The sequence below is a fragment of the Streptomyces sp. NPDC058664 genome (assembly GCF_042716635.1).
Classification (GTDB): domain Bacteria; phylum Actinomycetota; class Actinomycetes; order Streptomycetales; family Streptomycetaceae; genus Streptomyces.
Window position 1 is genome coordinate 1 of sequence record NZ_JBHXRW010000028.1, and the last position, 26,304, is coordinate 26,304.

The 26,304-nt window shown below is 72.3% G+C and carries 20 protein-coding genes; 15 read left to right on the forward strand and 5 right to left on the reverse strand.

Features of this window, described 5'->3' with window-relative positions; all coding sequences use genetic code 11:
- Positions 1-135: 135 nt before the first annotated feature.
- Both ACFWUY_RS22795 and ACFWUY_RS22800 read right to left on the reverse strand, forming a co-directional pair.
- Entirely contained in the window at positions 136-1,881 is a 1,746-nt protein-coding gene (locus tag ACFWUY_RS22795; RefSeq protein WP_384111708.1) for a glycoside hydrolase family 6 protein, read from the reverse strand.
- A gap of 41 nt (positions 1,882-1,922) precedes the next feature.
- On the reverse strand, positions 1,923-3,497 hold the full coding sequence (locus ACFWUY_RS22800; RefSeq protein WP_384111710.1) for a cellulase family glycosylhydrolase: 1,575 nt from the start codon (positions 3,495-3,497) through the stop codon (positions 1,923-1,925).
- A 272-nt stretch (positions 3,498-3,769) separates the two neighbouring features.
- On the opposite strand from ACFWUY_RS22800, the gene ACFWUY_RS22805 reads away from it, so the two are divergent.
- Positions 3,770-6,694 (forward strand): glycoside hydrolase family 48 protein, encoded by a 2,925-nt coding sequence (locus ACFWUY_RS22805; protein ID WP_384111713.1) that lies wholly within the window; start codon positions 3,770-3,772, stop codon positions 6,692-6,694.
- A gap of 125 nt (positions 6,695-6,819) precedes the next feature.
- Here the strand turns inward: ACFWUY_RS22805 and ACFWUY_RS22810 are convergent, their stop codons facing one another.
- On the reverse strand, positions 6,820-7,947 hold the full coding sequence (locus ACFWUY_RS22810) for a glutamate--cysteine ligase (protein ID WP_384111715.1): 1,128 nt from the start codon (positions 7,945-7,947) through the stop codon (positions 6,820-6,822).
- A 224-nt stretch (positions 7,948-8,171) separates the two neighbouring features.
- On the opposite strand from ACFWUY_RS22810, the gene ACFWUY_RS22815 reads away from it, so the two are divergent.
- From ACFWUY_RS22815 to ACFWUY_RS22850, 8 genes are all read left to right on the forward strand, one after another.
- Positions 8,172-8,363: a hypothetical protein gene (locus tag ACFWUY_RS22815; RefSeq protein ID WP_384111718.1), complete on the forward strand. Its 192-nt coding sequence runs from the start codon at positions 8,172-8,174 to the stop codon at positions 8,361-8,363.
- Positions 8,364-8,426: 63 nt separating this feature from the next.
- The gene (locus tag ACFWUY_RS22820) at positions 8,427-9,677 is read left to right on the forward strand and encodes an ABC transporter substrate-binding protein (RefSeq protein ID WP_384111720.1); all 1,251 of its coding nucleotides are present in this window, start codon (positions 8,427-8,429) and stop codon (positions 9,675-9,677) included.
- Entirely contained in the window at positions 9,677-10,711 is a 1,035-nt protein-coding gene (locus tag ACFWUY_RS22825; RefSeq protein WP_384111722.1) for a carbohydrate ABC transporter permease, read from the forward strand. Before ACFWUY_RS22820 ends, ACFWUY_RS22825 begins: the two co-directional genes overlap by 1 nt.
- Positions 10,708-11,652 carry a carbohydrate ABC transporter permease gene (locus ACFWUY_RS22830; protein WP_384111725.1) on the forward strand — a complete coding sequence of 315 codons (945 nt, stop codon included), beginning with the start codon at positions 10,708-10,710 and terminating at the stop codon, positions 11,650-11,652. The genes ACFWUY_RS22825 and ACFWUY_RS22830 overlap by 4 nt, the downstream gene beginning before the upstream one ends.
- Positions 11,653-11,668: 16 nt before the next feature.
- A complete protein-coding gene (locus ACFWUY_RS22835) occupies positions 11,669-12,247 on the forward strand; it encodes a hypothetical protein (protein WP_384111728.1) in 579 nt (192 codons plus the stop codon).
- A gap of 481 nt (positions 12,248-12,728) precedes the next feature.
- On the forward strand, positions 12,729-15,470 hold the full coding sequence (locus ACFWUY_RS22840; RefSeq protein WP_384111731.1) for a Tat pathway signal sequence domain protein: 2,742 nt from the start codon (positions 12,729-12,731) through the stop codon (positions 15,468-15,470).
- A 17-nt stretch (positions 15,471-15,487) separates the two neighbouring features.
- Positions 15,488-16,537 carry a rhamnogalacturonan acetylesterase gene (locus ACFWUY_RS22845; protein WP_384111734.1) on the forward strand — a complete coding sequence of 350 codons (1,050 nt, stop codon included), beginning with the start codon at positions 15,488-15,490 and terminating at the stop codon, positions 16,535-16,537.
- A gap of 53 nt (positions 16,538-16,590) precedes the next feature.
- On the forward strand, positions 16,591-17,253 hold the full coding sequence (locus ACFWUY_RS22850; protein ID WP_384111737.1) for a DUF4328 domain-containing protein: 663 nt from the start codon (positions 16,591-16,593) through the stop codon (positions 17,251-17,253).
- 34 nt (positions 17,254-17,287) lie between these two features.
- Here ACFWUY_RS22850 and ACFWUY_RS22855 read toward each other — a convergent pair whose 3' ends face one another.
- Complete coding sequence (locus tag ACFWUY_RS22855; protein ID WP_384111740.1) at positions 17,288-20,161, reverse strand: glycoside hydrolase family 2 TIM barrel-domain containing protein; 2,874 nt, start codon at positions 20,159-20,161, stop codon at positions 17,288-17,290.
- Positions 20,162-20,458: 297 nt separating this feature from the next.
- On the opposite strand from ACFWUY_RS22855, the gene ACFWUY_RS22860 reads away from it, so the two are divergent.
- The 3 genes from ACFWUY_RS22860 to ACFWUY_RS22870 are packed head-to-tail and all read left to right on the forward strand — an operon-like array spanning position 20,459 to position 22,777.
- Complete coding sequence (locus tag ACFWUY_RS22860; RefSeq protein WP_384111742.1) at positions 20,459-21,586, forward strand: LacI family DNA-binding transcriptional regulator; 1,128 nt, start codon at positions 20,459-20,461, stop codon at positions 21,584-21,586.
- Positions 21,567-22,106 carry a SigE family RNA polymerase sigma factor gene (locus ACFWUY_RS22865; RefSeq protein ID WP_384111745.1) on the forward strand — a complete coding sequence of 180 codons (540 nt, stop codon included), beginning with the start codon at positions 21,567-21,569 and terminating at the stop codon, positions 22,104-22,106. Before ACFWUY_RS22860 ends, ACFWUY_RS22865 begins: the two co-directional genes overlap by 20 nt.
- The gene (locus ACFWUY_RS22870; RefSeq protein ID WP_384111748.1) at positions 22,106-22,777 is read left to right on the forward strand and encodes a hypothetical protein; all 672 of its coding nucleotides are present in this window, start codon (positions 22,106-22,108) and stop codon (positions 22,775-22,777) included. Before ACFWUY_RS22865 ends, ACFWUY_RS22870 begins: the two co-directional genes overlap by 1 nt.
- A gap of 72 nt (positions 22,778-22,849) precedes the next feature.
- Here the strand turns inward: ACFWUY_RS22870 and ACFWUY_RS22875 are convergent, their stop codons facing one another.
- On the reverse strand, positions 22,850-23,350 hold the full coding sequence (locus ACFWUY_RS22875; protein WP_384111751.1) for a hypothetical protein: 501 nt from the start codon (positions 23,348-23,350) through the stop codon (positions 22,850-22,852).
- Positions 23,351-23,447: 97 nt separating this feature from the next.
- Between ACFWUY_RS22875 and ACFWUY_RS22880 the strand changes: the two genes are divergently transcribed.
- The 3 genes from ACFWUY_RS22880 (at position 23,448) to ACFWUY_RS22890 (ending at position 26,269) form a co-directional block, all read left to right on the forward strand.
- Positions 23,448-23,789: a PadR family transcriptional regulator gene (locus tag ACFWUY_RS22880; RefSeq protein WP_384111753.1), complete on the forward strand. Its 342-nt coding sequence runs from the start codon at positions 23,448-23,450 to the stop codon at positions 23,787-23,789.
- On the forward strand, positions 23,786-24,475 hold the full coding sequence (locus tag ACFWUY_RS22885; protein ID WP_384111755.1) for a permease prefix domain 1-containing protein: 690 nt from the start codon (positions 23,786-23,788) through the stop codon (positions 24,473-24,475). The genes ACFWUY_RS22880 and ACFWUY_RS22885 overlap by 4 nt, the downstream gene beginning before the upstream one ends.
- Before the next feature lie 120 nt (positions 24,476-24,595).
- A complete protein-coding gene (locus ACFWUY_RS22890) occupies positions 24,596-26,269 on the forward strand; it encodes a rhamnogalacturonan lyase B N-terminal domain-containing protein (protein WP_384111758.1) in 1,674 nt (557 codons plus the stop codon).
- The last annotated feature ends 35 nt before the right edge of the window (positions 26,270-26,304 follow it).

A 26,304-nucleotide genomic window follows, 5' to 3' on the forward strand; every position in this document is an offset into this window, starting at 1 on the left:
ATACCAAGATGTGGGTGGGGGTGGGTTTTTTTTTTATACCCCCCCGCGCCGCCCCCCTGGGCGGGGGCGGGCCCCCCCGTGGGGCCCCCCCCCGCCCCCCGGGCGGCGCGCCCCACCTCATGGGACCGTGTTCCCCTACAGCGCCGGGTGGGCGTTCTTCATGAGCTCCTGGAACTGGGCCGAGAACCACGCCCCCGAGAGCGGGGCGTCCGGCAGCGCGCCCGACATGCTGTTCCCGTTACGGGCGTTGCCCGTGTACGTCGGGTCGCACATCCGGTCGAAGCCCTTGCCCTCGGTGTTCGGGATCTCCTTGGAGGCGCCGTCGGACTCGCCCGGGGGCTTCATCCAGACGTACGCGTCGATGCCCGCGGCGGGTGCCGCCTGGGGCCGTTCGCCGAGACCGGCACCGGACTGGTTGCACCAGTTGCCGAGGTGGATGCGGCGGTCGTACTTGCCGCCGTTGACGTACGTGTCGACGTTGGTCAGCGCCCCCGGACCGGTGGGCCGCTGGGTGCCGCCCCAGCCGTTGCGGGAGGTGTCGATCAGCATGCCGAGGTTGCTGTTGAAGCCGATCGAGACCAGCTTGTCGCGCATGGCCTGGGCGTACGACAGCTCGTCGGTGTACTGGTTCCAGTCGATCCACTTCGACGTGCGCACGGAGGTGCCGTTGACGGAGTCCCCGATCTTGAAGTGGTCCTCCTTCAGGGCGCTGTAGTTGGCGGTGTTGACGATGAAGCCGTGCACCTTGTCGACCGTGGAGCCCTCGGCCGTGGCGGCCGTCTTGAACAGTTCGGCGGAGGGGCCGAAGTTGCTGTCCCAGCCCAGCCAGCCGTGGTGACCGGCGTCGACGTAGTTGTAGACGTTGCCGATCGAGCCCAGCTTGTTGAGCGCGTAGCCGACGCCGGTGATGTAGTTGCCGTTGGCCTTCATGACGTCACAGTTGGCGGTGGCCGTCGGGCGCCCGGAGACGTTGGTGACCAGGTTGGGCAGGGAGTCGATCTCGACCGTGGTGACGATCCGCAGGCCCGCGTACTTCGGGTCGGCGAGGATCGCGGCGATCGGGTCGATGTACTCGGTCTTGTAGCGGCCGATCTCCGTGGGGCCGAGCTCGCCGTTGGAGGCGAGCGCGGCACAGTCGCGGCCCGGCAGGTTGTAGATGACCAGCTGGACGACGAGCTCTCCGGTGCCCTTCTGCTTCAGGGCCTCGTCGAGGTGACCGCGCAGGCCCCTGGCACTGGGAGTGCCGTTGATGGCGGCGATCCGGTCCAGCCAGACGCCGGTGGGCTGGTTGGAGATCTTGGTGCCGCCCGGCTCCGCGGCGGCCTTCGCGCTCCAGTCGGGGTTCACGTACACCTTGGCGCCGGAGTAGGGGTTGTCGACCTTGCTGCCGGCCGGCGGCGGGGTCGTCGGGGGAGTGGTGGGCGGGGTGGTCGGGGGCTCGGTCGGCTCGGTGGCCCCGTTGCAGGTGACGCCGTTCAGCTTGAAGGTGGCGGGCACGGCGTTGGTGCCGCTGTACGAGCCGTTGAATCCGAAGGAGGTGGAACCGCCGGTGGCCAGGGTCCCGTTGTAGGAGACGTTCTTGGCGGTGACGGCGGCGCCGGACTGGGTGATGGTGGCGTTCCAGCCCTGGGTGACCTGCTGGTTGCCGGCGTAGGACCACTCCAGGGTCCAGGCGGAGACCGGGTCACCGGTGTTGGTGACGGTCACGTTGGCGCCGAAGCCGGTGCTCCACTGGTTGGTGACCTGGTAGTCGACCTTGCAGCCGGGGGCGGCGGCGCCGGCGGTGGCGGTGCCGAGGACGGTGGCGGTGGCGCCGGTGGCCGTGATGAGGCCGAGCGCCGCCAGAAGGGCGGTGCGGCCGGTACGACTGGTGCGGCTCATGCGGGTGGGGGTTCCTTTCAGGGGTTCTTTCAGGGGTTCTTTCACGGGGTGAGGCCACGCAGGCGGTCGCGCAGCCCGATCCCGAATGCGGTGGGGGTGCCGTCGTACGAACTGATCAGCGCGGGACCGGAGTTGCAGTTCCAGGTGTTCCAGGTCCAGCCCAGGTACGAGAGGCCGCGGTCGTCGAACCACTTCATGACGCGGTCGATGAACGCGTGTCCGCAGGTGTTCTCACCGATCTCGCCCGCCAGCAGGGGTACCTGGGCGGCTACCGGGGCGAGGGTGTCGTTCCAGCACGTCTCGTTCGAGCAGGTGTTGAAGTTGTAGACGTGCCAGGCGGCGGCCAGATTCTCCGCCGGGTCGGTGGGGCGGTACGTGAGCCACTGGCTCAGGTCGTTGGAGTACGCGATGCCCGGGACGAGGACGAGGTTCTTCGCCCCCGTGGCGCGGACGGCGTCCAGCAGGTCCTGCATGCCGGCGACCTCGTAGCCGATGCCGGGGCAGGTGCCGCCGTCGCGCCAGCAGGACCAGGCCTGTGCCGCGGTGGAGGTCGCCCGGTCCGGATAGGGCTCGTTGAACAGGTCGAGGACGACCCGCTCGTCGTTCTTGAAGGTGTTCGCCACCGAGGTCCAGAAGGCCGGGGTGTACTGGGCATTGGGCATCGGCTTCTGGCAGGAGGCGTGCACGTCGGAGCAGCCCGAGGAGTTCCCGGTGTACTGGCCGTGCGTCCAGTGCAGTTCGACCACGGGGGTCATGCCGTGGGCGAGGACCTTGGTCACCAGGTCCTTGACCGCGTTGATGTAGTGGGCGCCGCGGTACTCGGGCTTGATGTTGTCCAGGCCGAGCCAGCACTCCTCGTTGAGGGGGACGCGGACCGTGTTGGCCTTCCAGTCGGCGATCGCCTTGACCGAGGCGTCGTCGACGGGACCGTCCCAGATGCCGTGGCCCTGGACGCACATGAACTCGCCGCCGGAGCGGTTGACGCCGAGCAGGCGGCGGACCGCGCCGTTCTGGTCGACGAACTTGTTGCCGACGACGCTCAGCTCGGGTGCGCCGGAGACCGGAGTCGGCGGGGGAAGGGTCGGGGGAGTGGTGGGCGGGGGAGTCGTCGGAGGGGTGGTCGGAGGGGTGGTCGGAGGGGTGGTCGGAGGGGTGGTCGGAGTGGTCGGGGTCGGGGTCGGGGTCGGGGTGGTCCCGTCCGTGGCGCAGGGCGTGCCGTTGAGCGTGAACGCGGTGGGCGCCGTGTTGGCACCCGACCAGGAGGCGATGAAGCCGCCCGAGATCTTCGCGCCCGTGCCGAGCGCGGCGTTCCAGCTCTCGTTCGCGACGGTGACGTCCGTGCCGGACTGGGACCACTTTCCGCCCCAGCCCTGGCTGACGACCTGGCCGGCGGGGAAGTCGAAGCCGAGGCTCCAGCCGTTCAGCGCGGAACTGTTGTTGGTGACGGTGACGGCACCCTGGTAGCCGCCGGCCCACTGGCCGACGACCGAGTACTCCACCGTGCAGACGGGTGCGGCCGCGGCTCCTGAGGCCGTACCCATGAGGGCGAACGCGGTGCTCGCCGTCGTGAGCGCCACTCCGGAGAGCAGCGCGGACAGGCGTGGGGGATGTCGCATGAGCGAGTCCTCGCAGCGAGGGCACACCCCTGACGGCGTGCCGACCGGACGGATTCGCTCCCACTGGTCGGCCAGACCGTAGCGTCAACCGGCGTCAAGCAAAAGGGGGGTTGGGTAAATTTCCCGGTCGATTGCCTTCGACTCTTCACACACCTTGACGCCGTTGCGTCCCAACTGCACAGTGGGAGCGCTCCCACTGGTTCAGAGCTTGTCTCCACGCACCTTTCGCTCTTCGCTCCCCCGCCTCCCGAGCCGCGAGGAGAACCACCCGCATGCCACGCCTACGAGCAAGAACGAGACCACGCCGGCCGCTGACCGCCCTGGCCGCGGCGCTCTCCCTCCCCCTCGGCCTGCTGGCCGTCGGCGCCACCACCTCCCAGGCCACCGCCCGGGCCGCCGCCGTCCAGTGCAGCGTCGACTACAAGACGAACGACTGGGGTTCGGGCTTCACCGCCGAACTCACGCTCACCAACCGGGCCGCCGAGGCCCTGAACGGCTGGACGCTGACGTACTCCTACGCCGGTGACCAGAAGCTCACCAACGGCTGGAGCGGCGTCTGGTCCCAGTCCGGCAAGAACGTCACCGTGACCAACGCCTCCTGGAACGGCACCCTCGCCGCCGGCGCGGCCGTCACCACCGGCGCCCAGTTCACCTACAGCGGGGCCAACGCCGCCCCGGCCTCCTTCGCGGTCAACGGCACCCCCTGCACGGGTGCCCACCAGCCGCCCGTCGCCGTCCTGACCAGCCCCACCGCCGGGGCGACCTACTCCCGGGGCGACGCGGTACCGCTCGCCGCCACCGCCGCCGCGGCCGACGGCGCCACCGTGCAGAAGGTCGAGTTCTACAGCGACACCGCGCTCCTCGGCACCGACACCACCGCGCCCTTCACCCACAGCGCGGCCGGCCTCGCCACCGGCGCCCACTCCCTCTACGCCAAGGCCTACGACAGCCTCGGCGCCTCCGCCGAGTCGGCCCCCGTCGGCATCACCGTCGCCGCGGGACCCGCGCTCGTGGCCTCCCCGAGCCAGCTCGGGGTACGCCAGGGCGCCACCGGCACCTTCGACCTGAAGCTCTCCACCGCCCCCACCGCGAACGTCACGGTGAGCGTCGCCCGCACCTCGGGCAACACCAACCTCACCGCGACCCCGGCCGCCCTCACCTTCACCCCGGCGAACTGGAACACCGCCCAGAAGGTGACCGTCGCCGCCGCGGCCACCGGCACCGGCTCCGCCGTCTTCACCGCGACCGCCCCCGGCCACGCCAAGGCCGAGGTCACCGTCGCCCAGCTGGCCGCGGACTCCACGTACGACGCCCGCTTCCTCGACCTCCACGGGAAGATCACCAACCCGGCCAACGGCTACTTCTCGCCCGAGGGCATCCCGTACCACTCCGTGGAGACCCTGATCGTCGAGGCCCCCGACCACGGGCACGAGACGACCTCGGAGGCGTACAGCTACCTCATCTGGCTCCAGGCCATGTACGGCAAGATCACCGGCGACTGGACCGAGTTCAACGGCGCCTGGGACATCATGGAGAAATTCATGATCCCCACCCACGCCGACCAGCCCACCACCGGCTCCTACAACGCCTCGAAGCCGGCGACGTACGCCCCCGAGTGGGACCTGCCCTCGCAGTACCCGGCCCGGCTCGACTCCGGCGTGACCTCCGGATCCGACCCGATCGCCGCCGAGCTCAAGAGCGCCTACGGCACCGACGACATCTACGGCATGCACTGGATCCAGGACGTCGACAACGTCTACGGCTTCGGCAACGAGCCCGGCAAGTGCTCCGCAGGACCGACGGCGACGGGACCCTCGTACATCAACACCTTCCAGCGCGGCCCGCAGGAGTCCGTCTGGGAGACCGTCACCCACCCGACCTGCGACAACTTCACCTACGGCGGGAAGAACGGCTACCTCGACCTGTTCACGGGGGACGCCTCCTACGCCAAGCAGTGGAAGTTCACCAACGCCCCCGACGCCGACGCCCGCGCCGTCCAGGCCGCCTACTGGGCCGACCTCTGGGCCAAGCAGCAGGGCAAGGGCACCCAGGTCGCCGGCACCGTCGGCAAGGCCGCCAAGATGGGCGACTACCTGCGGTACGCCATGTTCGACAAGTACTTCAAGAAGGTCGGCAACTGCGTCGGCCCGACCGCCTGCCCGGCCGGCACCGGCAAGGACAGCGCCCACTACCTGATGTCCTGGTACTACGCCTGGGGCGGCGCCACCGACACCTCGGCCGGCTGGTCCTGGCGCATCGGATCCAGCCACGCCCACGGCGGCTACCAGAACCCGCTGGCCGCCTACGCGCTCAGCGAGTACGCCCCGCTCAAGCCCAAGTCGACGACGGGCCAGGCGGACTGGGCGACCAGCCTCGACCGGCAGCTGGAGTTCTACCGCTGGCTCCAGTCCGACGAGGGCGCCATCGCGGGCGGCGCCACCAACAGCTGGCAGGGCCGTTACGCCACCCCGCCGGCCGGCACCCCCACCTTCCACGGCATGTACTACGACGAGAAGCCCGTCTACCACGACCCGGCGTCGAACCAGTGGTTCGGCTTCCAGGCCTGGTCGATGGAGCGGGTCGCCGAGTACTACCAGCAGACCGGTGACGCCGCCGCGAAGACCGTCCTCGACAAGTGGGTCTCCTGGGCCCTGTCCGAGACCACGGTCAACCCGGACGGCACCTACCGCATCCCCTCCACCCTCCAGTGGTCCGGCAAGCCCGACACCTGGAACGCGGCGAACCCCGGAGCCAACGCCGGTCTGCACGTCACCGTCGCCGACTACACGAACGACGTCGGCGTGGCCGCCGCCTACGCCAAGACCCTCACCTACTACGCGGCCAAGTCCGGCCACGCGGAGGCCAAGCGGGTCGCCAAGGCCCTGCTCGACGGCATGTGGGACCACCACCAGGACCCGCTGGGCATCGCCGTCGAGGAGACCCGCGCCGACTACAACCGCTTCGACGACCCCGTGTACGTACCGAGCGGCTGGACCGGTGTCATGCCGAACGGCGACACGGTGAACAACTCCTCCACCTTCGCCTCGATCCGCGGCTTCTACCAGGACGACCCGGCCTGGCCGAAGATCGAGGCCTACCTGGCGGGCGGCGCGGCCCCCGTCTTCACCTACCACCGGTTCTGGGCCCAGGCGGACATCGCCCTGGCCATGGGCTCGTACGCGGAGCTGCTCGAATAACAGCCGCCCCGCACAGAGAAGTTCCGCGTACGACGAGACCGGGCGGACCCCGTGAGGGGCCCGCCCGGTCTTCGGCCGTTTCCTCGATACCGCCGACGCGCCACGCCTGGTCCGAAGGACAGGCCCTACGCGTCCGCGCGGAGCGCCACCTCGTCGACCACGTCGGCGAGCGAGCCCCGCCGCGCGAACACCGCACGCTGCCGGGCGGCGCCGCACCCGGCGGTCCGCCGGCTGGTCCACAGCTCCCGCACCAGGTCGAGCTCGCCGGCTGCCGCGAGGGCCGGGGCTGCCTTCGCGAGGAGGTCTTCGACCAGCTCCACCGCCGGGCGCGGCGTCCCGCTCGCCGGGTCCAGGGCGTGCCCCGCCAGACCGTCGCGCGCCGACCGCCAGTGGGCGGCGCGCAGCAAGGCGTCACTGATCTCCGGCACGGGGACCCCCTGGCGGACGTCGGTCAGCAGGGCGGCCGCAAGCCCGCGAAGCAACCCGGCCAGGAGCAGGACGGCGTCGAGCTCCGTGCACACGTCGGCGACCCGGACCTCCAGGGTCGGCCAGTGCTCATTGGGCCGGCAGTGCCAGTAGACCGTCCGCCGGTCGACCAGCATGCCGGAACCGACCAGCCGGTCCACCAGCAGGTCGTACTCGGCGGCGTCGGCGAGGAACGGGGCCGGTCCCGCTCCCGGCAGCTGGGCCCAGCGCATGAACCGCCAGCTCGCATAGCCGCTGTCCCGGCCGCAGTGGAACGGAGAGTTGGCCGCCAGCGACTGCAACGTGGGCAGCCAGGGGCGCAACCGGTTGCTGAGCCGCACCGCCTCCTCGCGGTCCGCCACCTCCAGGTGCACGTGGCAGCCACACACCCCGATCCCGCTCTCGGCGGTCACCAGTGGGCCGTAGCGCTCGGCGATCCTTCGGTACCGCGCCTCGTCGGTGACCTCCTGGCCGCCGCGCGAGGCCAGCGGGGCGGTGCCGGACGCCAGCGCCAGGCAGCCCGCCTCCTCGGCGGCCCCGGCCACCCCCGCGCGCAGCTCGGCCAGCTCCGCGCGCAGCCCGAGCAGATCGGCGACCGGTCGGGTGCGGGTCTCCACCATGTCGGTGAGGATCTCCGGCCCGACCCGGTCGGCCAGCCGGTCACGGGCGCGCTTGACCACCGCGGCCGCGGAACCGAACGGGGTCCGGCTGGTCCGGTCGACGAGGAGGAACTCCTCCTCCACCCCGATCCTGGGCAGGGCGGCGGCCCGGTCTGCGTGGTCGGTCACGGGGAGAGCATATGGATTGACGGTACGTCAGCTCGGTTGCCTCGGTGTCTTCCGCGCGCCGCGGCGGCCCGGCCGCACCGGGCCGCCCGTGCCGCCGTGCGTCCGCGACCTGCGGCGTTCGCGGCGAAAGGTCCATTGACGCGCGCGAGCTGCGCTCCTACGTTCTCGTTCGAACATGCGGTCATTGGTCGATATTTCGAACGATCCGAACGAGAGGATGTTGCGTGTCCCGCACCGATCGGGCCATCCGTGCCGCCCCCTTCGCGTCCGACCTCGACTTCAATGTCGGTTCGGTTTTTGAATCCTTTCACAAGGATGGGTCCGGCGTGGGCCTCGAAGCGCTTCGAGAGATCCGGTCCGAATCGTTGACGTGGCTGGCCGACGACCCTACTTTGTCCCAGCAAGCGCTTTCCTGAAACGTTCCATTAACGCGCGGAGGACGAACTGTGCGTACTCAAGGCACTGTTGACCGTCGGGGCATGCTGAAGGTCGCCGGCGGCTCGCTCGCGGCTCTCGGCCTGACCGCGGCGGGCTGTGGCACCGGCTCGGGCTCCGGAGACGGCACCGTCACCATTCGGTACAGCTGGTGGGGCTCGGAGGACCGGGCCAAGCGGATCAACCAGTCGATCGCGCTCTTCGAGAAGAAGTTCCCGAAGATCAAGATCAAGACCGACTTCCAGCCCTACGCCGACTTCTGGAAGAAGTTCAACACCCAGGCGTCCGGCGGCAACACGCCCGACGTCTTCCAGAACGCCATCGGCTTCCTGCGCAAGTACGACGCGAAGAACGTCCTCCTCGACCTGCGCGAGCAGGCCGAGGAGGGGAACCTCCGCCTCGACGGGTTCCGGGCCGGCCTGGAGAAGTTCGGCGAGGTCGAGGGGAAGCTGCTCGGTGTCCCCGTCGGCAGCAACTCGATGGCCCTCGTCGTCGACCGGGCCGTGTTCACCAAGGCCGGGATCACCCCGAAGCCGGGCTGGACCTGGGACGAGTACCACGCGGCCCTCACGAGGATCCGGGAGACGCAGGGCCGGGCCGGCGACGCGGGCCCGTACGGGATCATGTACCTGTACGACCTCTACCTGCGCCAGCAGGGCAAGGCCTTCTTCACCACCACCGGCCTCGGCTTCACCGAGGCGGACCTGACGGACTGGTGGACCAAGGCCACCACGCGGGTGAAGTCCGGCGTCTACGCCGACCCGAAGAAGACCATCCCGGTCAAGCCCAAGTCGGCCGTGACCGCCGAACTCGCGGGTTGCGAGTTCACCTGGGACAACTTCGCCGTCCGCTACACCTCCGAGGGCAAGAGCCAGTACGGCCTCGCCCCCATACCCACCACCGACGGCCGCAAGACCGGGCAGTACCTCGGCTCGCTCATGCTCAGCGCCTCCAAGCGCACCAAGCACCCCAAGGAGGCCGCCCAGTTCATCGACTTCATGGTCCACGACCCCGAGGTCGGGAAGATCATGGGGTACGACCGCGGAGTCCCGGCCACCATCGCCCAGAGCGACGCGTACGTGCCCTCCGACGAGGTCGGCAAGCAGATCGCCGCGTACGAGAAGCAGCTCGTCGAGTCCCGCGTCCTGGAGCCGATCACCCCGCACCCGGCCGGCGCCGACGTGTGCGAGGCGGCGTTCATGCGGCTCGCCGAGGAGATGTCCCTGGGCGAGCGACCGGTCGCGGACGCGGTGAAGCAGTACTTCACCGAGGCGAAGACGGCGCTCTCCTCCTGATGGGCGCCGTCGTGACCTCCGCACCGACTCCCGCACCGCCCCCCGGACGGGCGCCCCGCCCGGACGGGGAGACCGCGCCCGCGGTCTCCCCGTCCGGCGGCGGGCGCCCGCCCCGGGCGCCGCGCGACACCGCCCGCTCCGGCAGGGCCCGCCGCGAGAACCTCGCCGGCTACCTCTTCATGTCCCCCTGGATCGCGGGCTTCCTGCTGCTCACCGCGGGTCCCATGGTCGCCTCCCTCTACTTCGCCTTCACCGACTACAACCTGTTCGACGCCCCGAAGTGGATCGGCCTCGACAACTTCACCGAGATGTTCGGCGACGCCCGCTGGCGCACCTCGGTCGAGATCACCGGCTGGTACGTGGTCATCGGCACCCCGCTGAAACTGGCCGCCGCGCTCGGCGTCGCCCTGCTCCTCAACCAGAGCAGGCGCGGACAGGGCTTCTACCGGGCCGCGTTCTACGCGCCCTCGCTCATCGGCGCCAGCGTCTCCATCGCCATCGTCTGGCGCGCCATCTTCTCCGACGGCGCCGCCGTCGACCGCGCGCAACAGGTCTTCGGCATGGAGGCCGGAGGCTGGATCGGCGACCCCGACCGCATCATCTACGCCCTGGTCGCGCTGACCGTCTGGCAGTTCGGCGCCCCGATGGTCATCTTCCTGGCCGGGCTCAAGCAGGTGCCGCGCGAGCTGTACGAGGCGGCACAGGTCGACGGGGCGAGCCCGTGGCGGAGGTTCTGGCACATCACCCTGCCGATGATCTCCCCGGTGCTCTTCTTCAACGTGCTCCTGGAGACCATCCACTCCTTCCAGATCTTCGGGTCCGCCTACATCATCGGCAGCCAGGGCAACGCCTGCGGGCCGGCCGACGGCACGCTCGTCTACACCTGCTACCTCTACATCCAGGGCTTCGAGAACAGCCGGATGGGTCTCGCCTCGGCGATGGCCTGGATGCTGCTGCTCGCCGTCGGCCTGGTCACGGCGGTGCTTTTCTGGTCCCAGCGGCGCTGGGTGCACTACGAGGAGGGGGCCCGATGAGCCTCGCACGCATCGGCGCGAAGCCGTCCGGAGCGAAGCCGTCCGACGCGGACCCGCCCGACGCGGACCCGTCCGGCGCACGGCCGTCCGGTGCGCGGAACGGCAGGCCGCGCACGGCGGGTTCGGTCGCCTGGCACCTCGGGTCCCTGGCCGTCCTCGCGGTCATCCTCTACCCCGTGGTGTGGGTGTTCGGCGGCTCCTTCAAGCCGAACGACGAGATCGTCGGCAGCCTGACGCTCTTCCCCGCCGACCCCATCACCGACAACTACCGGCGGCTCGCCGACGGCATCGCCGACATCCCCATCACCACCTTCTTCGGCAACTCCCTCTTCCTGGCGGTCGGTTCGGTGGTGGGCGTGCTGATCTCCAGCTCGCTCTCCGCGTACGCCTTCGCCAAGATCGGTTTCGCCGGACGCGGAGTGCTCTTCACCCTGATGATCGGTACGCTGCTGCTTCCGTACCACGTGCTGCTCATCCCGCAGTACGTGCTGTTCCAGAAGCTCGAACTCATCAACACGTACACGCCGTTGCTGCTCGGCAAGTACCTGGCCACGGACGCCTTCTTCGTCTTCCTGATGCTCCAGTTCATGCGCGGACTGCCGAAGGAGCTCGACGAGGCGGCCCGCCTCGACGGCTGCGGGCACCTGCGGACGTACTGGTCGATCGTGCTGCCGCTCTGCCGTCCCGCGCTCATCACCAGCGCGATCTTCACGTTCATCAACGCGTGGAACGACTTCATGGGTCCGCTGATCTACCTCAACGAACCCGAGAAGTACACGGTCTCGCTCGGTCTGAAGATGTTCGTCGACCAGGACGGCGTCGCCAACTACGGCGGCATGATCGCGATGTCGCTCGTGGCGCTCCTCCCGGTGGTCGCCTTCTTCCTCGCCTTCCAGCGGTACCTCATCGACGGCATGGCCACCTCCGGCCTCAAGGGCTGAGGGGAGGTCCGGCGCGATGAGAGAACGGTTCATGGCCCGATTCGGGATCTTCGCGGAATGCCTCCTCGTGGGCGTGTGGATCGCCGTCGCCGCCCTCCCGCTGGTGACCCTTCCGGCGGCCCTCGCGGCCGGCGCCGCGCACCTGCGGCGCTGGACCGGCGACGAACAGGCCGGACTGCGGTTCTTCGCCGCCGACCTGCGTGCGGCCCTGCGGGGCGGGGGCTGGTCGGCGGGGCTCGGCTACGGCGCCGCGCTCGCCCTGGTGGGTGCCGACCTCGCGTTCGTACGGGCGCTGCCCGTGCCCGGCGGGCGGGCGGCGGGAACCCTCGCGATCCTCGCGGCGCTCTGGCTGACGGTCACCCTCCTGCGGGCGGCCACGGCCTGGCGCCCGGACCTGCGCTGGCGTACCCTCCTCGGCCCCGCCGCCCGCCGCACGCTGCGCGACCCGGCGGGCTCCCTCCTCGTCGTCTGCGGCCTCGCGGTGATCGCCGCGTCGGCCTGGTTCTCCGCCCCCCTGGCCCTGCCGGCCCTCGGCGTCCTCGTCGCCTCGGCCCTGGCGGCGGAGCGCCGCGGGGCGGTACCGGCGGCCGCCTGATCCACCCTCCCGGGGCCGCGGCAGTTCCCGGTCGCGCCACGCCCACGGCCCGGGGCCCTGAGCGGCACCCACCCCGTTGTGGGCAATCGTCCGCCAGGGGCGGGACGGGTGGGCACAACGGACGGCGCCCCCTGCCGGGCCCAGGCTTCCGTGCCTGGACCCGCACCCGGTGCGCGCCGCACAGTTCATGCCGCCTGAGCCCGCACCCCGGGTGCACCGCACAAGTGGTGCGGGTCCGGGCGCAAAGGGCGGAGGCGCCCGCATAGGGCGCCGTCCCGTGTGCCCACCCTCCCGCAAGCTCTCGGCTTCGCTCGAGCAGGGGCCCCCATCGCCCCAGCGGGACGAATGCCCACACGGGGGGTGGGGCCCGGGTCCCCCCAGGTCCGCCGCCCCGTGGCGTCATGGCCGCGCCTACCGAGGCGGCCCCCCGTACCCCCGCTTCCGCAGGCATGTCATCGGCATGCCCATGAAAGGAGTTTCCGTGTCCTCGATACCTCGCCGCTCCCTCCTCAAGGCCGCCGCCGTGGCCGGAGCCGCCGCGCAGTTCAGCTGGGTCCTCGGGCGCGAGCAGGCGCAGGCCGCCCCGGCCGCCCCGGCCGCCTCGGCGGCCGGGGAAGGGCGGCCCGCGACCGTCACCTGGCTGGAGCCCGGCGGGCTCGGCGCCGCCGCGGGATCCACCTTCGGCGCCGCCTGGCCCAAGGGCGTCCACCCCGACGACCAGGCCTTCGCGCTCACCACGGCCGACGGCGGATCCGTCCCCGTACAGACCTGGACCACCGCCCGCTGGCCCGACGGCTCCCTCAAGTGGACCGCGCACGCCGTCGGCCCCGAGGCCGCCGGGGCCGAACGCTTCACCCTCGCCCCCGGGACCCCCGCGACCGCCGCGAAGACCGTCTCCGTCACGGAGACCGGCCGCCGGATCACGATCGACACCGGCACCGTCCGGGCCGTCGTCTCCAAGGACGGCGGGAAGCTCGTCGAGTCCGTCACCCGTGACGGCGTGAAGATCGCCACTGACGGCCGGCTCGTCCTGCTCCGCCAGAGCGACCTCGACGACGGCGACCAGGGCAACGCCAAGTGGGAGCGGTTCGACGGCGAGATCTCCGGCGCCGTCGTCGAACAGAGCGGCCCCGTCCGGGCCGTGGTCCGCGTCGACGGCAAGCACCGCAAGGGAAGCCGTAGTTGGCTGCCCTTCTCGGTGCGCCTCTACTTCTACGCGGGCTCCGAGTCCTTCCGCATGGTCCACACCATCACCTACGACGGCGACCAGCAGAAGGACTTCATCCGCGGCCTCGGCGTCCGCTTCACCGTCCCCATGCGGGACGCCGCCTACGACCGGCACGTCCGGATCGCCGGCGAGGGCGCCGGCTTCCTCACCGAGGCCGTCCAGGGCGTCACGGGCCTGCGCCGCGACCCCGGCGCCGCCGTCCGCACCGCCCAGGTCAAGGGCGAGAAGCTGCCCGACCCCGCCACCTGGGACCAGCGCGTCACCACCCGCATGCAGTACGTCCCCACCTGGGGCGACTACACCCTCGCCCAGCTCTCCGCCGACGGCTTCGCCCTGCGCAAGCGCACCAAGCCCGGCCACGGCTGGATCCCGGCCGGCGGCGGCCGCCGCGCGAGCGGCTTCGGCTGCGTCGGCGGCGTCACCGGCGGACTCTCCTTCGGCCTGCGGGACTTCTGGCAGAAGCACCCCGCCCAGCTCGACATCAGGAACGCGGCCGGCGACGAGGCCGAGGTCACCCTCTGGCTCTGGTCGCCCGAGGCCCAGCCCATGGACCTGCGCTTCTACCACGACGGCATGGGCCAGGACGCCTTCCCCGAGCAGCTCGAAGGCCTCAACATCACCTACGAGGACTACGAGCCCGGCTTCGGCACCCCGTACGGCATCGCCCGTACCAGCGAGCTGATGTTCTGGGCCAACGCCGCCACTCCCACCGCCGACGCCCTCGTCGCCCAGTCCGCCGCCGTCCGCACCCCGCCGCAGCTCGCCGTCAGCCCCGAGGACCTCGTCCGCGCCCGGGTGTTCGGCGGGCTCTTCTCCCCGGTCGACCGCTCCACCCCCGCCAAGGCGAAGATCGAGGACCACCTCGACTACCTCTTCACCTACTACAAGGACCAGGCGGAGCAGCGCCGCTGGTACGGCTTCTGGGACTACGGCGACATCATGCACACCTACGACGAGGACCGGCACCAGTGGCGGTACGACGTCGGCGGCTACGCCTGGGACAACTCCGAGCTCTCGCCCGACCTGTGGCTCTGGTACGCCTACCTGCGCTCCGGCCGCGCCGACGTCTTCCGCTTCGCCGAGGCCATGACCCGCCACACCGGCGAGGTCGACGTCTACCACCTCGGTCGGTGGGCCGGACTCGGCACCCGCCACGGCGTCCAGCACTTCGCCTGCAGCGCCAAGCAGCAGCGCATCTCCACCGCCGTGTACCGGCGTCCCTACTACTTCCTCACCGCCGACGAACGCGTCGGCGACCTCATGCACGACCTCGTCGACTCCGACGAGACCTTCCTCGTCCTCGACCCCATCCGCAAGATCCGCACCGAGCCCTACACCCCCGACCGGCACGCCCTCTCCATCGGCTTCGGCACCGACTGGAGCGGCCTCGCCGCCGCCTGGCTCACCGAGTGGGAGCGCGGCGGCCCCAAGGCCGCCAAGGCCGAGGCCCGGCTGCGCTCCACCATGGAGACCATCGCCGCCCAGCCCAACGGCTTCGTCCAGGGCACCGGTCTCTACGACCTCGACACCGGCCGCTTCACCGTCGCCACCGAACCCGTCGTCGGCGTCTCCCACCTCTCCGCCATGTTCGGCCTGGTCGAGATGTGCGCCGAACTCATCGACCTCGTCGACCTGCCGGAGTTCAAGGCGGCCTGGCTCGACTACTGCCGCTACTTCAACGCCTCCAAGACCGAACAGGCCGCCCGGTACGGCAAGAACTTCGGCACCCTGCTGCTCTTCCAGGGCCACTCGCGCCAGGACGCCTACGCCGCCGCGCAGCTGAACGACGCCAAGCTCGCCCAGCGGGCCTGGGCCAAGTTCGACAGGAGCGACGGCTACACGGCGGCCATGGTCTGGGACAAGACCCCCGTCCAGGGCCCCGCCGCCCTCGAACCCGGCTACGAGCACCTGTGGATCAGCACCAACACCACGGCCCTGTACGGCCTGGCCGCCATCCAGAACCTCGCCCTCGTCGGCGACCACCTGCCCGCGTGACCACCGGAGGCCCCACGATGAGAAGGACCGCACTCCTCGCCGCCGCGGCGACCCTGCTCGCCACCCTCGCCGCCGCCCCCACCGCCCACGCGGACAGCCCCTTCGGCCAGGGCCTCGACCACTGCGCCCCCACCGCCGACGGGTCCCTCGCCTGCCACTTCGACGTGGCTCCCGGCACGTACGAGGTCACCATGGTCCTCGGCGGCGACACCGCCGGCGCCACCGCCGTCGGCGGCGAGACCCGGCGGGCCCTGCTCGCCGAGACCGCCACCGGGGCGGGGGAGCGGGTCCGCCGTTCGTTCACCGTGGACGTCCGCGACCCGGAGGGCGAGCCCACCGGGGCCGCCGGAAGCCCCGGCCTCGACCTGGTCCTCGGGGGCTCCGCCCCGCGCGTGACCTCGCTCCGGGTCACCCCCGCCCCCGGGGCGCGGCGGCTCTTCCTCGTCGGCGACTCGACGGTCTGCGACCAGCCGGGCGCCCCGTACACCGGCTGGGGGCAGATGCTCCCCGTCCATCTGAAGCGGGGGGTCGCGGTCGCCAATCACGCCGACTCCGGCGAGAGCACCGTCACCTTCCTGGCGAACCCGGCCCTCTTCGACCGGGTCGAGGCCGGGATCCGGCCGGGCGACCCCGTCCTGATCCAGCTCGCCCACAACGACAAGCAGACGGACGCGGCCACCTACCGGGCCAACCTGACGACCCTGGTCGAGCGGGTACGGGCCCGGGGCGGCGAGCCCGTCCTCGTCACCCCGGTCGTCCGCCGCTGGTTCAACGCCGACGGCACCCTGGACAACGGCACCGCCCTGCTCGTCAACGGCCTCGGCGTGGACCACCCCGCCGAGATCCGCGCCCTCGCGAGCTCCCTCGGCACCCCGCTGATCGACCTCACCGCCCTCACGAAGGCACGGGTCGAACAGCTGGGGCCCGAGGCCTCCAAGGCGCTGTACCTGACGGCGGAGAAGCGGGACAACACCCACACCTCGGTGCGCGGAGCCACGGAGTACGCGGCCCTCGTCGCCGACGAACTACGGGCCCGGGGCGTCCTGTCGGCCCCGCTCCTCCGCTAGACGGTGTCCGAGGGGCGCCGACCCTTCGTAGGCCCCTTGGCGGAGCACCTACCATGCCGGTGATCATCGCCGCCGTGCCGAACCACGGCGGCGTCACCGTATCCCGGGGAAACATTCATGGACGCCTACAACGTGCCTGTCGGACCGGCCGCGGTGCGGGGCCCCGCTACAGATTCCGCAACCCGAACGGACCGGCGCTCGTCGTCCAGTCGCTGATCTCCACCCAGGCCCTCACCGACGTCTCCATCATGGCGACCGGCGGCAAGGACTCGCCCTGGCTCGCCGAGGACATGGTCCCGTGGCCGGCCGTGCTCCAGGTGTCGTGCTGGATCGCGTTCCTCTTCTGGTTCTTCCGCGTCCGCTGCAACGCCGAGGTCCTCGCCCCCGGCAGCCACAAGTACACCGCTGGCTTCGCCATCGGCGCCTGGGCCGTTCCGCTCGCCATGTGGTGGCTGCCGCGCCGCGTCACCCTCGACATCCAGCGGGTCGGCGGGACGCCCCGCGACGTCTGGCTGATCAACGCCTGGTGGTTCGTCTGGCTCCTCGGCGGCCCGTTCTCGATTGCCTTCCACTTCCTGGTCCTCGACCACTTCGACTACCGCAACCCGGTCGACCAGAGCCTCAACATGCTCGCCGCGATTCTCGCGATCGCGGTGATCCGCCGGGTGACGGCCGCACAGCCGGCCGGGCCGCTGCCGTACTTCAACATGACCTGAGTCCCGGCCCCGGTGCGGGGCCGGGGCACGCCGGTCAGCCGAGCGGCGCGAACGTCAGGGAGAACGCGGCGGGGGCCGCGTCGAGCCGGTACTCCGGCAGCACACCGGGCCCGCAGGACTGGGAGCCGATGCCGTGCTGGGCGTGGTCCAGGTTCAGCCACAGCGTGTCCCCCGGCACCAGGTCGGGGCGGTGCGCCGCGGCGTCCAGCTCCTCGGAGGTCCAGCGGCGGGCGGTGAACCAGAAGGCGGGCTCACCCCCGACCCGCACCCCCGTGCTCCCGTCGCCGAGTTCCAGCCACCGGGTGTCGATCCTGGCCCCGTTCTCCTGCGGACGCACGTACGGCGTCCGGAGCCCGTCGACGGTCGACTCCCAGCGGCCCAGCCGGGCGGCCGCCCGGGTGTCCGGATACGCCTCTCCGGGCCCGCCCCCGTACCAGACCACCCGGTCGAGGGCGGCGGGCAGGCCGAGCCGGACCCCGAGCCGGGGGAGCGGCACCGTCCACGTGCCCTCCGGTGCCACCTCGACGTCGAGCCGCAGCGCCGTGCCGTCCGAGGTCCAGCGGTACGTGACGCCGAGGCCGAAGTCCCGGGCCGCGGGCGCCACCCGCGACCGCACGGTCAGGGCGTCCCCCGCGGTGTTCACCCCGTCGGTGCGGTGCCGCATCCGGTGCAGGCCGAGCTCCCGCCAGAGCGGCCCGTACCGGACGTCGGGCTGCCAGGGCGCGCCCTCGTCGTTGTCGGTCGGCGCCCGCCAGACGTCGAGCCGGAGTCCCGTGACGGGGAGGGTTCCGAGGGCGAGCGGCTCGCCCGTGCGGGCGTCGAAGACGCCGGGCCCGAGGGTGATCCGGTCCGCCGCCGGGGCCGGCCGGGCGCCGGTGAGGGCACGGAGGCGGGGGACCGGGACGGTGGTGGCCGGAATCTGCCCCCAGGCCACCTCGTGCCCGGCGGGCGCCCACGCGGTGGCGTGGGCGAGGACGGCCCGTACGGTCCACACCGTCTCCGCGCCGGGCGGAGCGAGGGGCGGTTCGGGCAGGCGGACCGGCGCGCTCCGCCCGGCGGCGAGCGCGGGCACCTCGAGCGGGCCCTCGGCGAGGACCTCGCCGTCGGCCAGGAAGGACCAGGTGAAGGCGAGATGAGCGAGATCGGAGACATCATGGCCGTTGGTCACCGAGACCGTGCCGGGCTCCTCCCCGGGAGCGATCCGGACCGGCTCGATCACCTTCTTGTACTCGACGAGCCCCGGCGACGGCGTCCGGTCGGGGAAGAGCAGCCCGTCGCAGACGAAGTTCCCGTCGTGCAGCTCCTCGCCGAAGTCGCCGCCGTAGCCGTACCCGTGGACCGGGTGGACCAGGCCGTGGTCGATCCACTCCCAGACGAAGCCGCCCTGGCAGCGCTCGTACGTCTCGAAGAGCCGCTGGTACTCGGTGAGCCCACCGGGACCGTTGCCCATGGCGTGCGCGTACTCGCAGAGGATGAAGGGGAGTCGGCGGCGGGCCTCGGGGCCCTCGTCGGCGCGCCGGCCGATCTCCTCCACCTCCGCGTGCGGCGGGTACATCCGCGAGTAGACGTCCGTGTCCGCGCAGGAGCGGTCGCCCTCGTAGTGGACGAGCCGGGAGGGGTCGCGGTCGCGGATCCACTCCGCCATCGCGGTCAGGCCCGCGCCGGTGCCGCACTCGTTGCCAAGGGACCACAGGACGACCGAGGGGTGGTTCTTGTCCCGTTCGACCAGTCGGGTCGCCCGGTCGAGGAGGGCGGGCGTCCAGCGCGGGTCGTCGACCGGGTTGCCCTGCCAGGCCAGTTCCTCGTAGCCGTGGGTCTCCAGGTCGCCCTCGTCGATCACCCAGAGCCCGTACGTGTCGCAGAGGTCGAGGAAGGCGGGGTGCGGCGGGTAGTGGGAGGTGCGGACGGCGTTGACGTTGTGCCGCTTCATCAGCTCGACGTCCTCGCGCATGGTCGCGAGGCCGAGGGCCCGTCCGCGCTCCGGGTGGAACTCGTGCCGGTTCACGCCGCGGAAGAGGATCCGGCGCCCGTTGACCTTCAGGACGCCGTCCTCGACGTACACCGAGCGGAAGCCGATCCGCAGCGGGATCCGCTCGCCGCCGGCCGTGAGTTCGCCCTCGTACAGACGGGGGACCTCGGCGCTCCACGGCTCGACCGGGACGGTGGCGCTCTCGCCGGTCGCGAGGTCGAGACCCAGCTCGGGGACGCGCACCCGGCCCGGCACGTCACAGTCGACGCGCAGGCCGCCGGTGCCCCCGGTGTGGTCGTAGGAGGCGTGGACGAAGAAGTCGCCGGGGGCGCCCTCCGGCCGGTGCAGCAGCGTCACGTCACGGAAGACGCCCGGCAGCCACCACTGGTCCTGGTCCTCCAGGTAGGAGCCGGAGGACCACTGGTGGACCCGGAGGGCGAGGACGTTGTCCCGGGCCTTCAGGAGGTGGCCGACGGCGAACTCGTGGGCGAGCCGCGAGCCCTTGAAGTCGCCGAGCTCCGTGCCGTTGAGCCAGACCCGGGCGCAGGACTCGACCCCGTCGAGACGGAGCACCGTCCCGCCGTCCGCCGGCCAGTCGGCGGGCAGGTCGAAGCGGCGCAGATGGTCGCCGGTCGGGTTCTCGGCCGGGACGCGGGGCGCGTCGACGGGGAAGGGATAGCGCACGTTGGTGTAGACGGGGCCGCCGGACCCCTTGCCCTGGAGCACCCAGTGGCCGGGGACCGCGACGGTTCCCCAGCCGCTCGCGTCGAAGTCCGGCGCGGCGAAGGACTCGTCCTCGGCGTCGGCCGTGGGGGAGAGGCGGAAGCCCCAGTCGCCGTTCAGGGAGAGGGCGGGGGCGTCGGAGCGGGCGTACCAGGCGCGGGGCGGGAGCGTGCCGCGGCCGGGGGAGACGTCTTCGTACCAGGGCAGGGCGGACATGGTCCTCCTGACGGGGAGAGGGAGGGAAGGGGAAGCGCGAGAAGAAGCGCGGAGGGAAGCGCGAAAGGAAGCGCGAAAGGAAGCGCGAAAGGAAGCGCAAGGGGGCGGAAAGCGCTTGCCGCCCGGTGTTCATCCCATCGCGCCGGACGCCCGCGCACAACCCCGCCCGGGCCCCGGACCCTTGGACTCTTCGCGACCCGCCTGGACAGCCCGTCGAGCGGCCGCTTAGGGTCGGGGTCCGAATCACCGACGGGCGCCGTACGCCCGGAACACCGGGAACTGCCGAGGAGCGCGCACGTGGTCACCCTCGCCGATGTCGCCCGCCACGCCGGGGTGTCGGCCAGCACCGTCAGCTACGTGCTCAGCGGCAAACGCTCCATCTCCGCCCCCACCCGCGAGCGGATCCAGCACAGCATCGACACCCTCGGCTACCGGCCGCACGCCGGCGCCCGCGCGCTCGCCAGCAGCCGGACCGGCATCCTCGCCCTGATGATGCCGCTGCGCACCGGCCTCTACGTGCCGGTCATGATGGAGATCGCGATGGCCGTCACCACCACGGCCCGCTCCCACGGCTACGACGTGCTGCTGCTCACCGGCGAGGAAGGCCCCGAGGCCGTCCGCCGCGTGGAGGGCAGCGCCATCGCCGACGCCATGATCGTCATGGACGTCGGGATCGACGACCCCCGGCTCCCCTGCCTCCGGGAGGCCGAGCGGCCCGCCGTCCTCATCGGGCTCCCCGCCGAGACGGCGGAGGCCGCCGACGCGACCGGACTCGACTGCGTCGACCTCGACTTCGAGGCCGCAGGAGCCCGCTGCGTCGAGCACCTCGCCGGCCTCGGCCACACCCGTGTCGCCGTGCTCGGCGAGCCACCCGCCGTGTACGAGCGGGGTACGGGCTTCGCCGCCCGCACCCTCACCGGGCTGCGCGCCGCCGCCCGCGCGCACGGCGTCGGGCTGCTCCACCGGCCCGTCGACGGCACCTACGCGGCCGTCGCGGCCGCCGTCACCCGTGTCTTCGAGGAACGTCCCGGCACCACGGGCCTCGTCGTCCAGAACGAGGCCGCCGTCGAACCGCTGCTCGCGCTCCTGCGCCACCAGGGCCGCGCGGTGCCCGAGGACGTCTCGGTCGTCGCCATCTGCCCCGACCAGATCGCGGTCCACGCCTCCGTACCGCTCACCGCCGTCTCCGTACCCGCCCACGAGATGGGGCGGCTCGCCGTCGAGCGGCTCGTCCGGCGGCTCTCGGGGGAGGGCCCGCGGGGCACGGAACTCATCGCACCCCGACTGACCACACGCACCAGCACGGGTCAGGCCGCGCCCGGTGCGTCCGGTACGCCCGGTGGCCCCACCGGCCCCGGTGCGTCCGGCGTCCCCGGTGGTTCCGCCCCCCTTCCCGAGGACCGGCGTGGTCGCGGCGAACGGTGAGGCCGGCGACAGCGCGGCGGAGTTCAAGGCCTTCTTCGAGCGCCACTACGCCGAACTCGCCCGGCTCGCCCATCTGCTGACCGGCGAGACCGACGCCGCCGACGACCTCGCCGCCGACGCCATGCTCGCCCTCTGGCACCGCTGGGACCGGGTCCGCGCCGCCGACCACCCCGCCGCCTACGCCCGGGGCGTCGTCGCCAACCTCGTCCGCACCCGGATCCGGGGCACCGTCCGCGAGCGTCGCCGCGTCGCCGCCTTCTGGGACCGGCGCCCCGACCACGTCGAGGACCCCGACGTGCCGGCCGTCGTCGACGTGCGGACGGCGCTGCGCGCCCTGCCGTTCCGCAAGCGCGCCTGTGTCGTCCTCCGGCACGCCTTCGACCTCTCCGAACGCGACACGGCCCTCGCGCTCGGCGTCTCGGTCGGTACGGTGAAGAGCCAGACCGCCAAGGGAATGGCGGAACTCCAGCGGCTGCTCGGCCCCCGGGCCGCCACCGAACTCGCCGCGGGAAGGCGCTGATGGACGAGACACGGATCCGCCGCGAGCTGCGGGAGGCGGCGCTCGCGCACCGGCCCGACCACGCCCGGATCCTCGCCCGGGTGGAACGCGGCCTGGCCGAGCCCGCCCCGGCGGTCCGGTCGCCCCGGCCGGCGAGCCGGTGGCACGGCCGGCGGTGGACGGCGGTCGTGGCCGTGACCGCGGCCGTCGCCGGAGCGGTCGGCCTCGGCGGCCTCGCGGCGACCACCCTGGACGACCGGCCCGCCGGGCCCGCCACCACGGTGCCCGCGCCCGGCCCGACGGCACGGGCGACCGCCACGATCGACCCCGGCAGCAACCGCTGGTGGGCGCAGAGCGATCTCGCCGTGACGACGGACACGCCGGTCACCGGGCTCACCGTGGAACTGCGGATCGCGCGCACCCCCGGTGTCGTGAGCACGGGCCACTGGCGCACCCGCCCGGCCGAGGACTTCACGGTGACGGTGGACCAGGAGCCCGGGGCCCTGGTCTACCGGTGGACCCTGAAGCCGGGCCGCACGGTGCCGCCGGGCCCCCATGTCTTCGCGGGCCAGTACAACCACGCCGAAGGGGTACGGGACGCCTCGGCCGACACGTACGCCGTCGTCCTGACGGGCGGTGACGGCGGCCGGTCCGTCCTGCGGGGCGACTTCGGGGCGGCCTCCGCGAAGTGACCGCCGACGGGCGGCCGTCCGGGCCCTTCCGCGCAGGGCGGCGCGCCCCCGCGTGGCCGTCCGCGTGCGCGGTCACGCGCCCGTCGTGGAACCGGGCCGGACGATCATCAGGACGACGACGACCGCCCACAGGACGTTGAAGACGCCGGTGAGCATCGTCAGTCGGGTGGCCGTGGGCCGCGCCTCCTCCCCGGTGGACGCGCCCTCGGCCAGTGCGAGCAGGCGTCGCTGACCGGGGAGGACGGCGAGCCCGAGGAGGGCGCCGGCGGCCGTGGTCAGGACGAGGGACGTGATCAGCCAGGCATCGGTGAGCACGCCGAGCTGGGCGCCCGTGGCGATCCCGAACACCGGCACGACGACACCGGCGACGGCGTAGACGGTGCAGACGCGGTGCAGGAGCACGGCCGTCCCGAGCCCCTCGGGGCGGCCGTGCTCCTTTCCGGGGTGGCCGTCCCCCTTCTCGGCGCCGCAGGCCCGCAGCGCGTGGCGCGGGAACATCGACGCGGCCACGGTGATCGACCCCACGGTGAGGATCGCCACCAGGACATGGACGGACAGGAGGAACTTGGTCACGGCGCGGGCCTCCGGCTCGGCTCAATAGGTTGGCTGCCAATACGTATGGCGTCAATACATACACTGCCTACCGGTCTTTTAGGTAGGCTGCCTACTCATGAAGGCGGATGCGGTGCGAGGGCACCTGGACGGACTGTTGCTCGCGGTGCTCGAACCGGGCCCGCTCCACGGCTACGCGATCATCGCCGCGGTGCAGAACCGCAGCGGGGGCGTGCTCGAACTGCGCACGGGCACGATCTACCCGGCGCTGAACCGGCTGGAGCGCACCGGCCTCCTGAGCAGCAGCTGGGAGTCCTCGGGCGAACGGCGCAGGCGGTGCTACGAGCTGACCGACGCCGGCCGCCGCACCCTGGCCGGCGAACGGACGGCGTGGAGCGAGTTCACCGCCGCGATCGGCTCGGTCCTCAACCCCGTCACGCCGCCCGGGCTCCCCACGTGAACGCCACCGGCCAGGACACCGACCCCGTCCGGGAGTACGTCGCGGACCTCACGGCCGCCCTGCACGGACCGGCCCGCGCCAAGGCCCGGCTGGTCGAGGAGATCCGCGGCGGCCTCCTGGACACCGTGGACGCCCACGTCGACCGGGGCCTGCCCCACCACCACGCCGTCCGCGAGGCGGTACGGGAGTTCGGGACCGCCGACGAGCTCGTGCCGAGCTGCCAGCGGGAACTGACCCTCGCCCAGGCCCGGCACACCGCCCGCTCCCTCGCCCTCACCGCCCCCTTCCTGATCGCCTGCTGGTATCTGGCGGGCGCTTCGGGCCAGGACCGGTCCGGGCTCGTCCCCCGCACCGCCCAGCTCCTCGCCGTGAACGCGGCCGGTGTCGCGCTCGCCACCACCCTGCTCGCCGCCGCGGCCCTGGCCGCCACCGGCACCCTCGGCCGCCGGCTGCCCACGCCGCGCCGGCTGCCGCTCGTGGTCGCCTGGACCGGCACCACCGCCGGCGTCGCCATGGCGGTCACGACGCTCGCGCTCGCCACCGCCGCCGCCCTCGCCGTGAACCGGCCCCTCCTCGCGTGCGCCGGCGTCCTCGCGGCCGCCTCCCACGCCGCGGTGGCCACGTCCGCCCGCGCCTGCCGCCGCTGCGTCCGCCTGCCGGCGTCCGGGACACTCCGGCCCGGCTGACGAACGGCGCCGTACGGGGGCGACCTTCCTGCCGTACGGGGGCAACCCTTCTTCGGCCGGCGGCGACCCAGTGACGACCGGGAGCCGCCCCGAACCCCGTACCGAAGGAGCCGCACGCCGATGAGCCCGTACGACACCTCCGCACAGCCCCTCCGCCGCCGCACCCTCCTCGGCGCCGCCGTCGCCGGCGCGGCCGCCGCCACCGGCCTCGCGGCCGGCGGTGCCGAAGCCGCCGGTTTCGGCTGGAGCGACGACGGCACCCACTACGTCGTCGACACCGGCGCCGGACTGGTCCTCAAGGTCTCCAGGTCGACCGGCGACCTCACCTCCCTCGTCTACAAGGGAAAGGAGTACGAGGGCTACGGCGGCAAGCACTCGCACGTCGAGTCCGGCCTCGGCGCCTCCACCGTCACCCTGAAGCAGACCGGCTCCACCGTCCTCGTCACCGTCGTCCACGGCACGCTCCGCCACTACCTCGCGGCGCGCGCCGGACGGAACAACGTGTACCTGTGGACCGACAAGGCCGACACGTCCTTCACGGCCACCCGCTTCATCGCCCGCCTCAAGCCCGGCACCTTCCCGAACGAGGGACCGGACTCCTGGGTCGAGGGCGCCGACACCGTCATCGAGGCCGGGGACGTCTGGCGGCGCGCCGACGGACACACCCGCTCCAAGCACTACTCCGGCGTCCGCGTCATGGACTACGACCACATCGGGTACACCAACGGCTCGGTCGGGCTGTGGATGGTCCGCTCCAACCACGAGAAGGCCTCCGGCGGGCCGTTCTACCGCTCCCTGCTCCGCCACTCCAACGAACTCGGCGTCGGCCTGTACGAGATCCTCCACTACAACCAGTCCCAGACCGAGCCCATGCGCTTCGGCCTCCAGGGGCCGTACACGCTCGCCTTCACCGACGGCGGCACCCCCGACCCCGCCCTCTTCCCCGCGAACCACGACACGAGCTGGGTCGACGGCCTCGGCATCCCCGGCTGGGTCGGCGCCGCGGGCCGGGGGCGGGTCGCGGGCGTCGGCCTCCGGGGCATGGCGGCGGGGCACGCGTACACGGTGGGCTTCGCCAACGCCGACGCCCAGTACTGGGCCCGTGCCGCCGCCGGCACCGGCGCCTTCTCCTGCCGGGGGATGCTCCCCGGCACGTACACCCTCACCGTGTACAAGGGCGAACTCGCCGTCCACACCGGCACGGTGACCGTGACCGCCGGCGCCGCCACCGCCCTCCACACGATCACCCTCACCGGTGACCCGGGCACCGCGCCCGCGCTCTGGCGGATCGGCGACTGGGACGGCACCCCCGGCGCCTTCAAGAACGCCGCCCTCATGACGTACGCCCACCCCGCCGACGTCCGCGCCGCGCCCTGGACCGGGAACGTCGTCCTCGACGGCGGCGACGTGTCCGCCTCCTTCCCCTGCTACCTGTGGAAGGGCGTCAACGACGGCGTCCTCGTGTACTTCCGGCTCACCGCCGCCCAGGCCGCCGCCGCGCACACCCTGCGGATCGGGGTCACCACGGCCTTCCTCAACGGCCGCCCCCAGGTGACCGTCAACGACTGGGTCTCCGCCGCCCCCGCACCGCCCGCCCAGCCCTCGACGCGGTCGCTGACCACCGGCTCCTACCGGGGGAACAACCACACCTTCACGTACGTCGTCCCGGCGAGCGCCTGGAAGACCGACCCGAGCCAGTACAACGTGCTGAGGCTGAACGTCGTCAGCGGCTCCTCCGGCACCGGATTCCTCAGCCCGGGCACGGCGATCGACTGCGTCGACCTGCTGCCCTGACGCCTGTGCCCCGGCATTGACATCGGTCGTGCGTG

Coding starts and splice junctions, on each gene's coding strand:
- ACFWUY_RS22835 (WP_384111728.1), top strand. CDS start 11,669: ATGAGAGAACGGTTCATGGCCCGATTCGGGATCTTCGCGGAATGCCTC.
- ACFWUY_RS22830 (WP_384111725.1), top strand. CDS start 10,708: ATGAGCCTCGCACGCATCGGCGCGAAGCCGTCCGGAGCGAAGCCGTCC.
- ACFWUY_RS22795 (WP_384111708.1), bottom strand. CDS start 1,881: ATGAGCCGCACCAGTCGTACCGGCCGCACCGCCCTTCTGGCGGCGCTC.
- ACFWUY_RS22855 (WP_384111740.1), bottom strand. CDS start 20,161: ATGTCCGCCCTGCCCTGGTACGAAGACGTCTCCCCCGGCCGCGGCACG.
- ACFWUY_RS22805 (WP_384111713.1), top strand. CDS start 3,770: ATGCCACGCCTACGAGCAAGAACGAGACCACGCCGGCCGCTGACCGCC.
- ACFWUY_RS22820 (WP_384111720.1), top strand. CDS start 8,427: ATGCTGAAGGTCGCCGGCGGCTCGCTCGCGGCTCTCGGCCTGACCGCG.
- ACFWUY_RS22845 (WP_384111734.1), top strand. CDS start 15,488: ATGAGAAGGACCGCACTCCTCGCCGCCGCGGCGACCCTGCTCGCCACC.
- ACFWUY_RS22890 (WP_384111758.1), top strand. CDS start 24,596: ATGAGCCCGTACGACACCTCCGCACAGCCCCTCCGCCGCCGCACCCTC.
- ACFWUY_RS22850 (WP_384111737.1), top strand. CDS start 16,591: ATGCCGGTGATCATCGCCGCCGTGCCGAACCACGGCGGCGTCACCGTA.
- ACFWUY_RS22880 (WP_384111753.1), top strand. CDS start 23,448: ATGAAGGCGGATGCGGTGCGAGGGCACCTGGACGGACTGTTGCTCGCG.
- ACFWUY_RS22870 (WP_384111748.1), top strand. CDS start 22,106: ATGGACGAGACACGGATCCGCCGCGAGCTGCGGGAGGCGGCGCTCGCG.
- ACFWUY_RS22825 (WP_384111722.1), top strand. CDS start 9,677: ATGGGCGCCGTCGTGACCTCCGCACCGACTCCCGCACCGCCCCCCGGA.
- ACFWUY_RS22800 (WP_384111710.1), bottom strand. CDS start 3,497: ATGCGACATCCCCCACGCCTGTCCGCGCTGCTCTCCGGAGTGGCGCTC.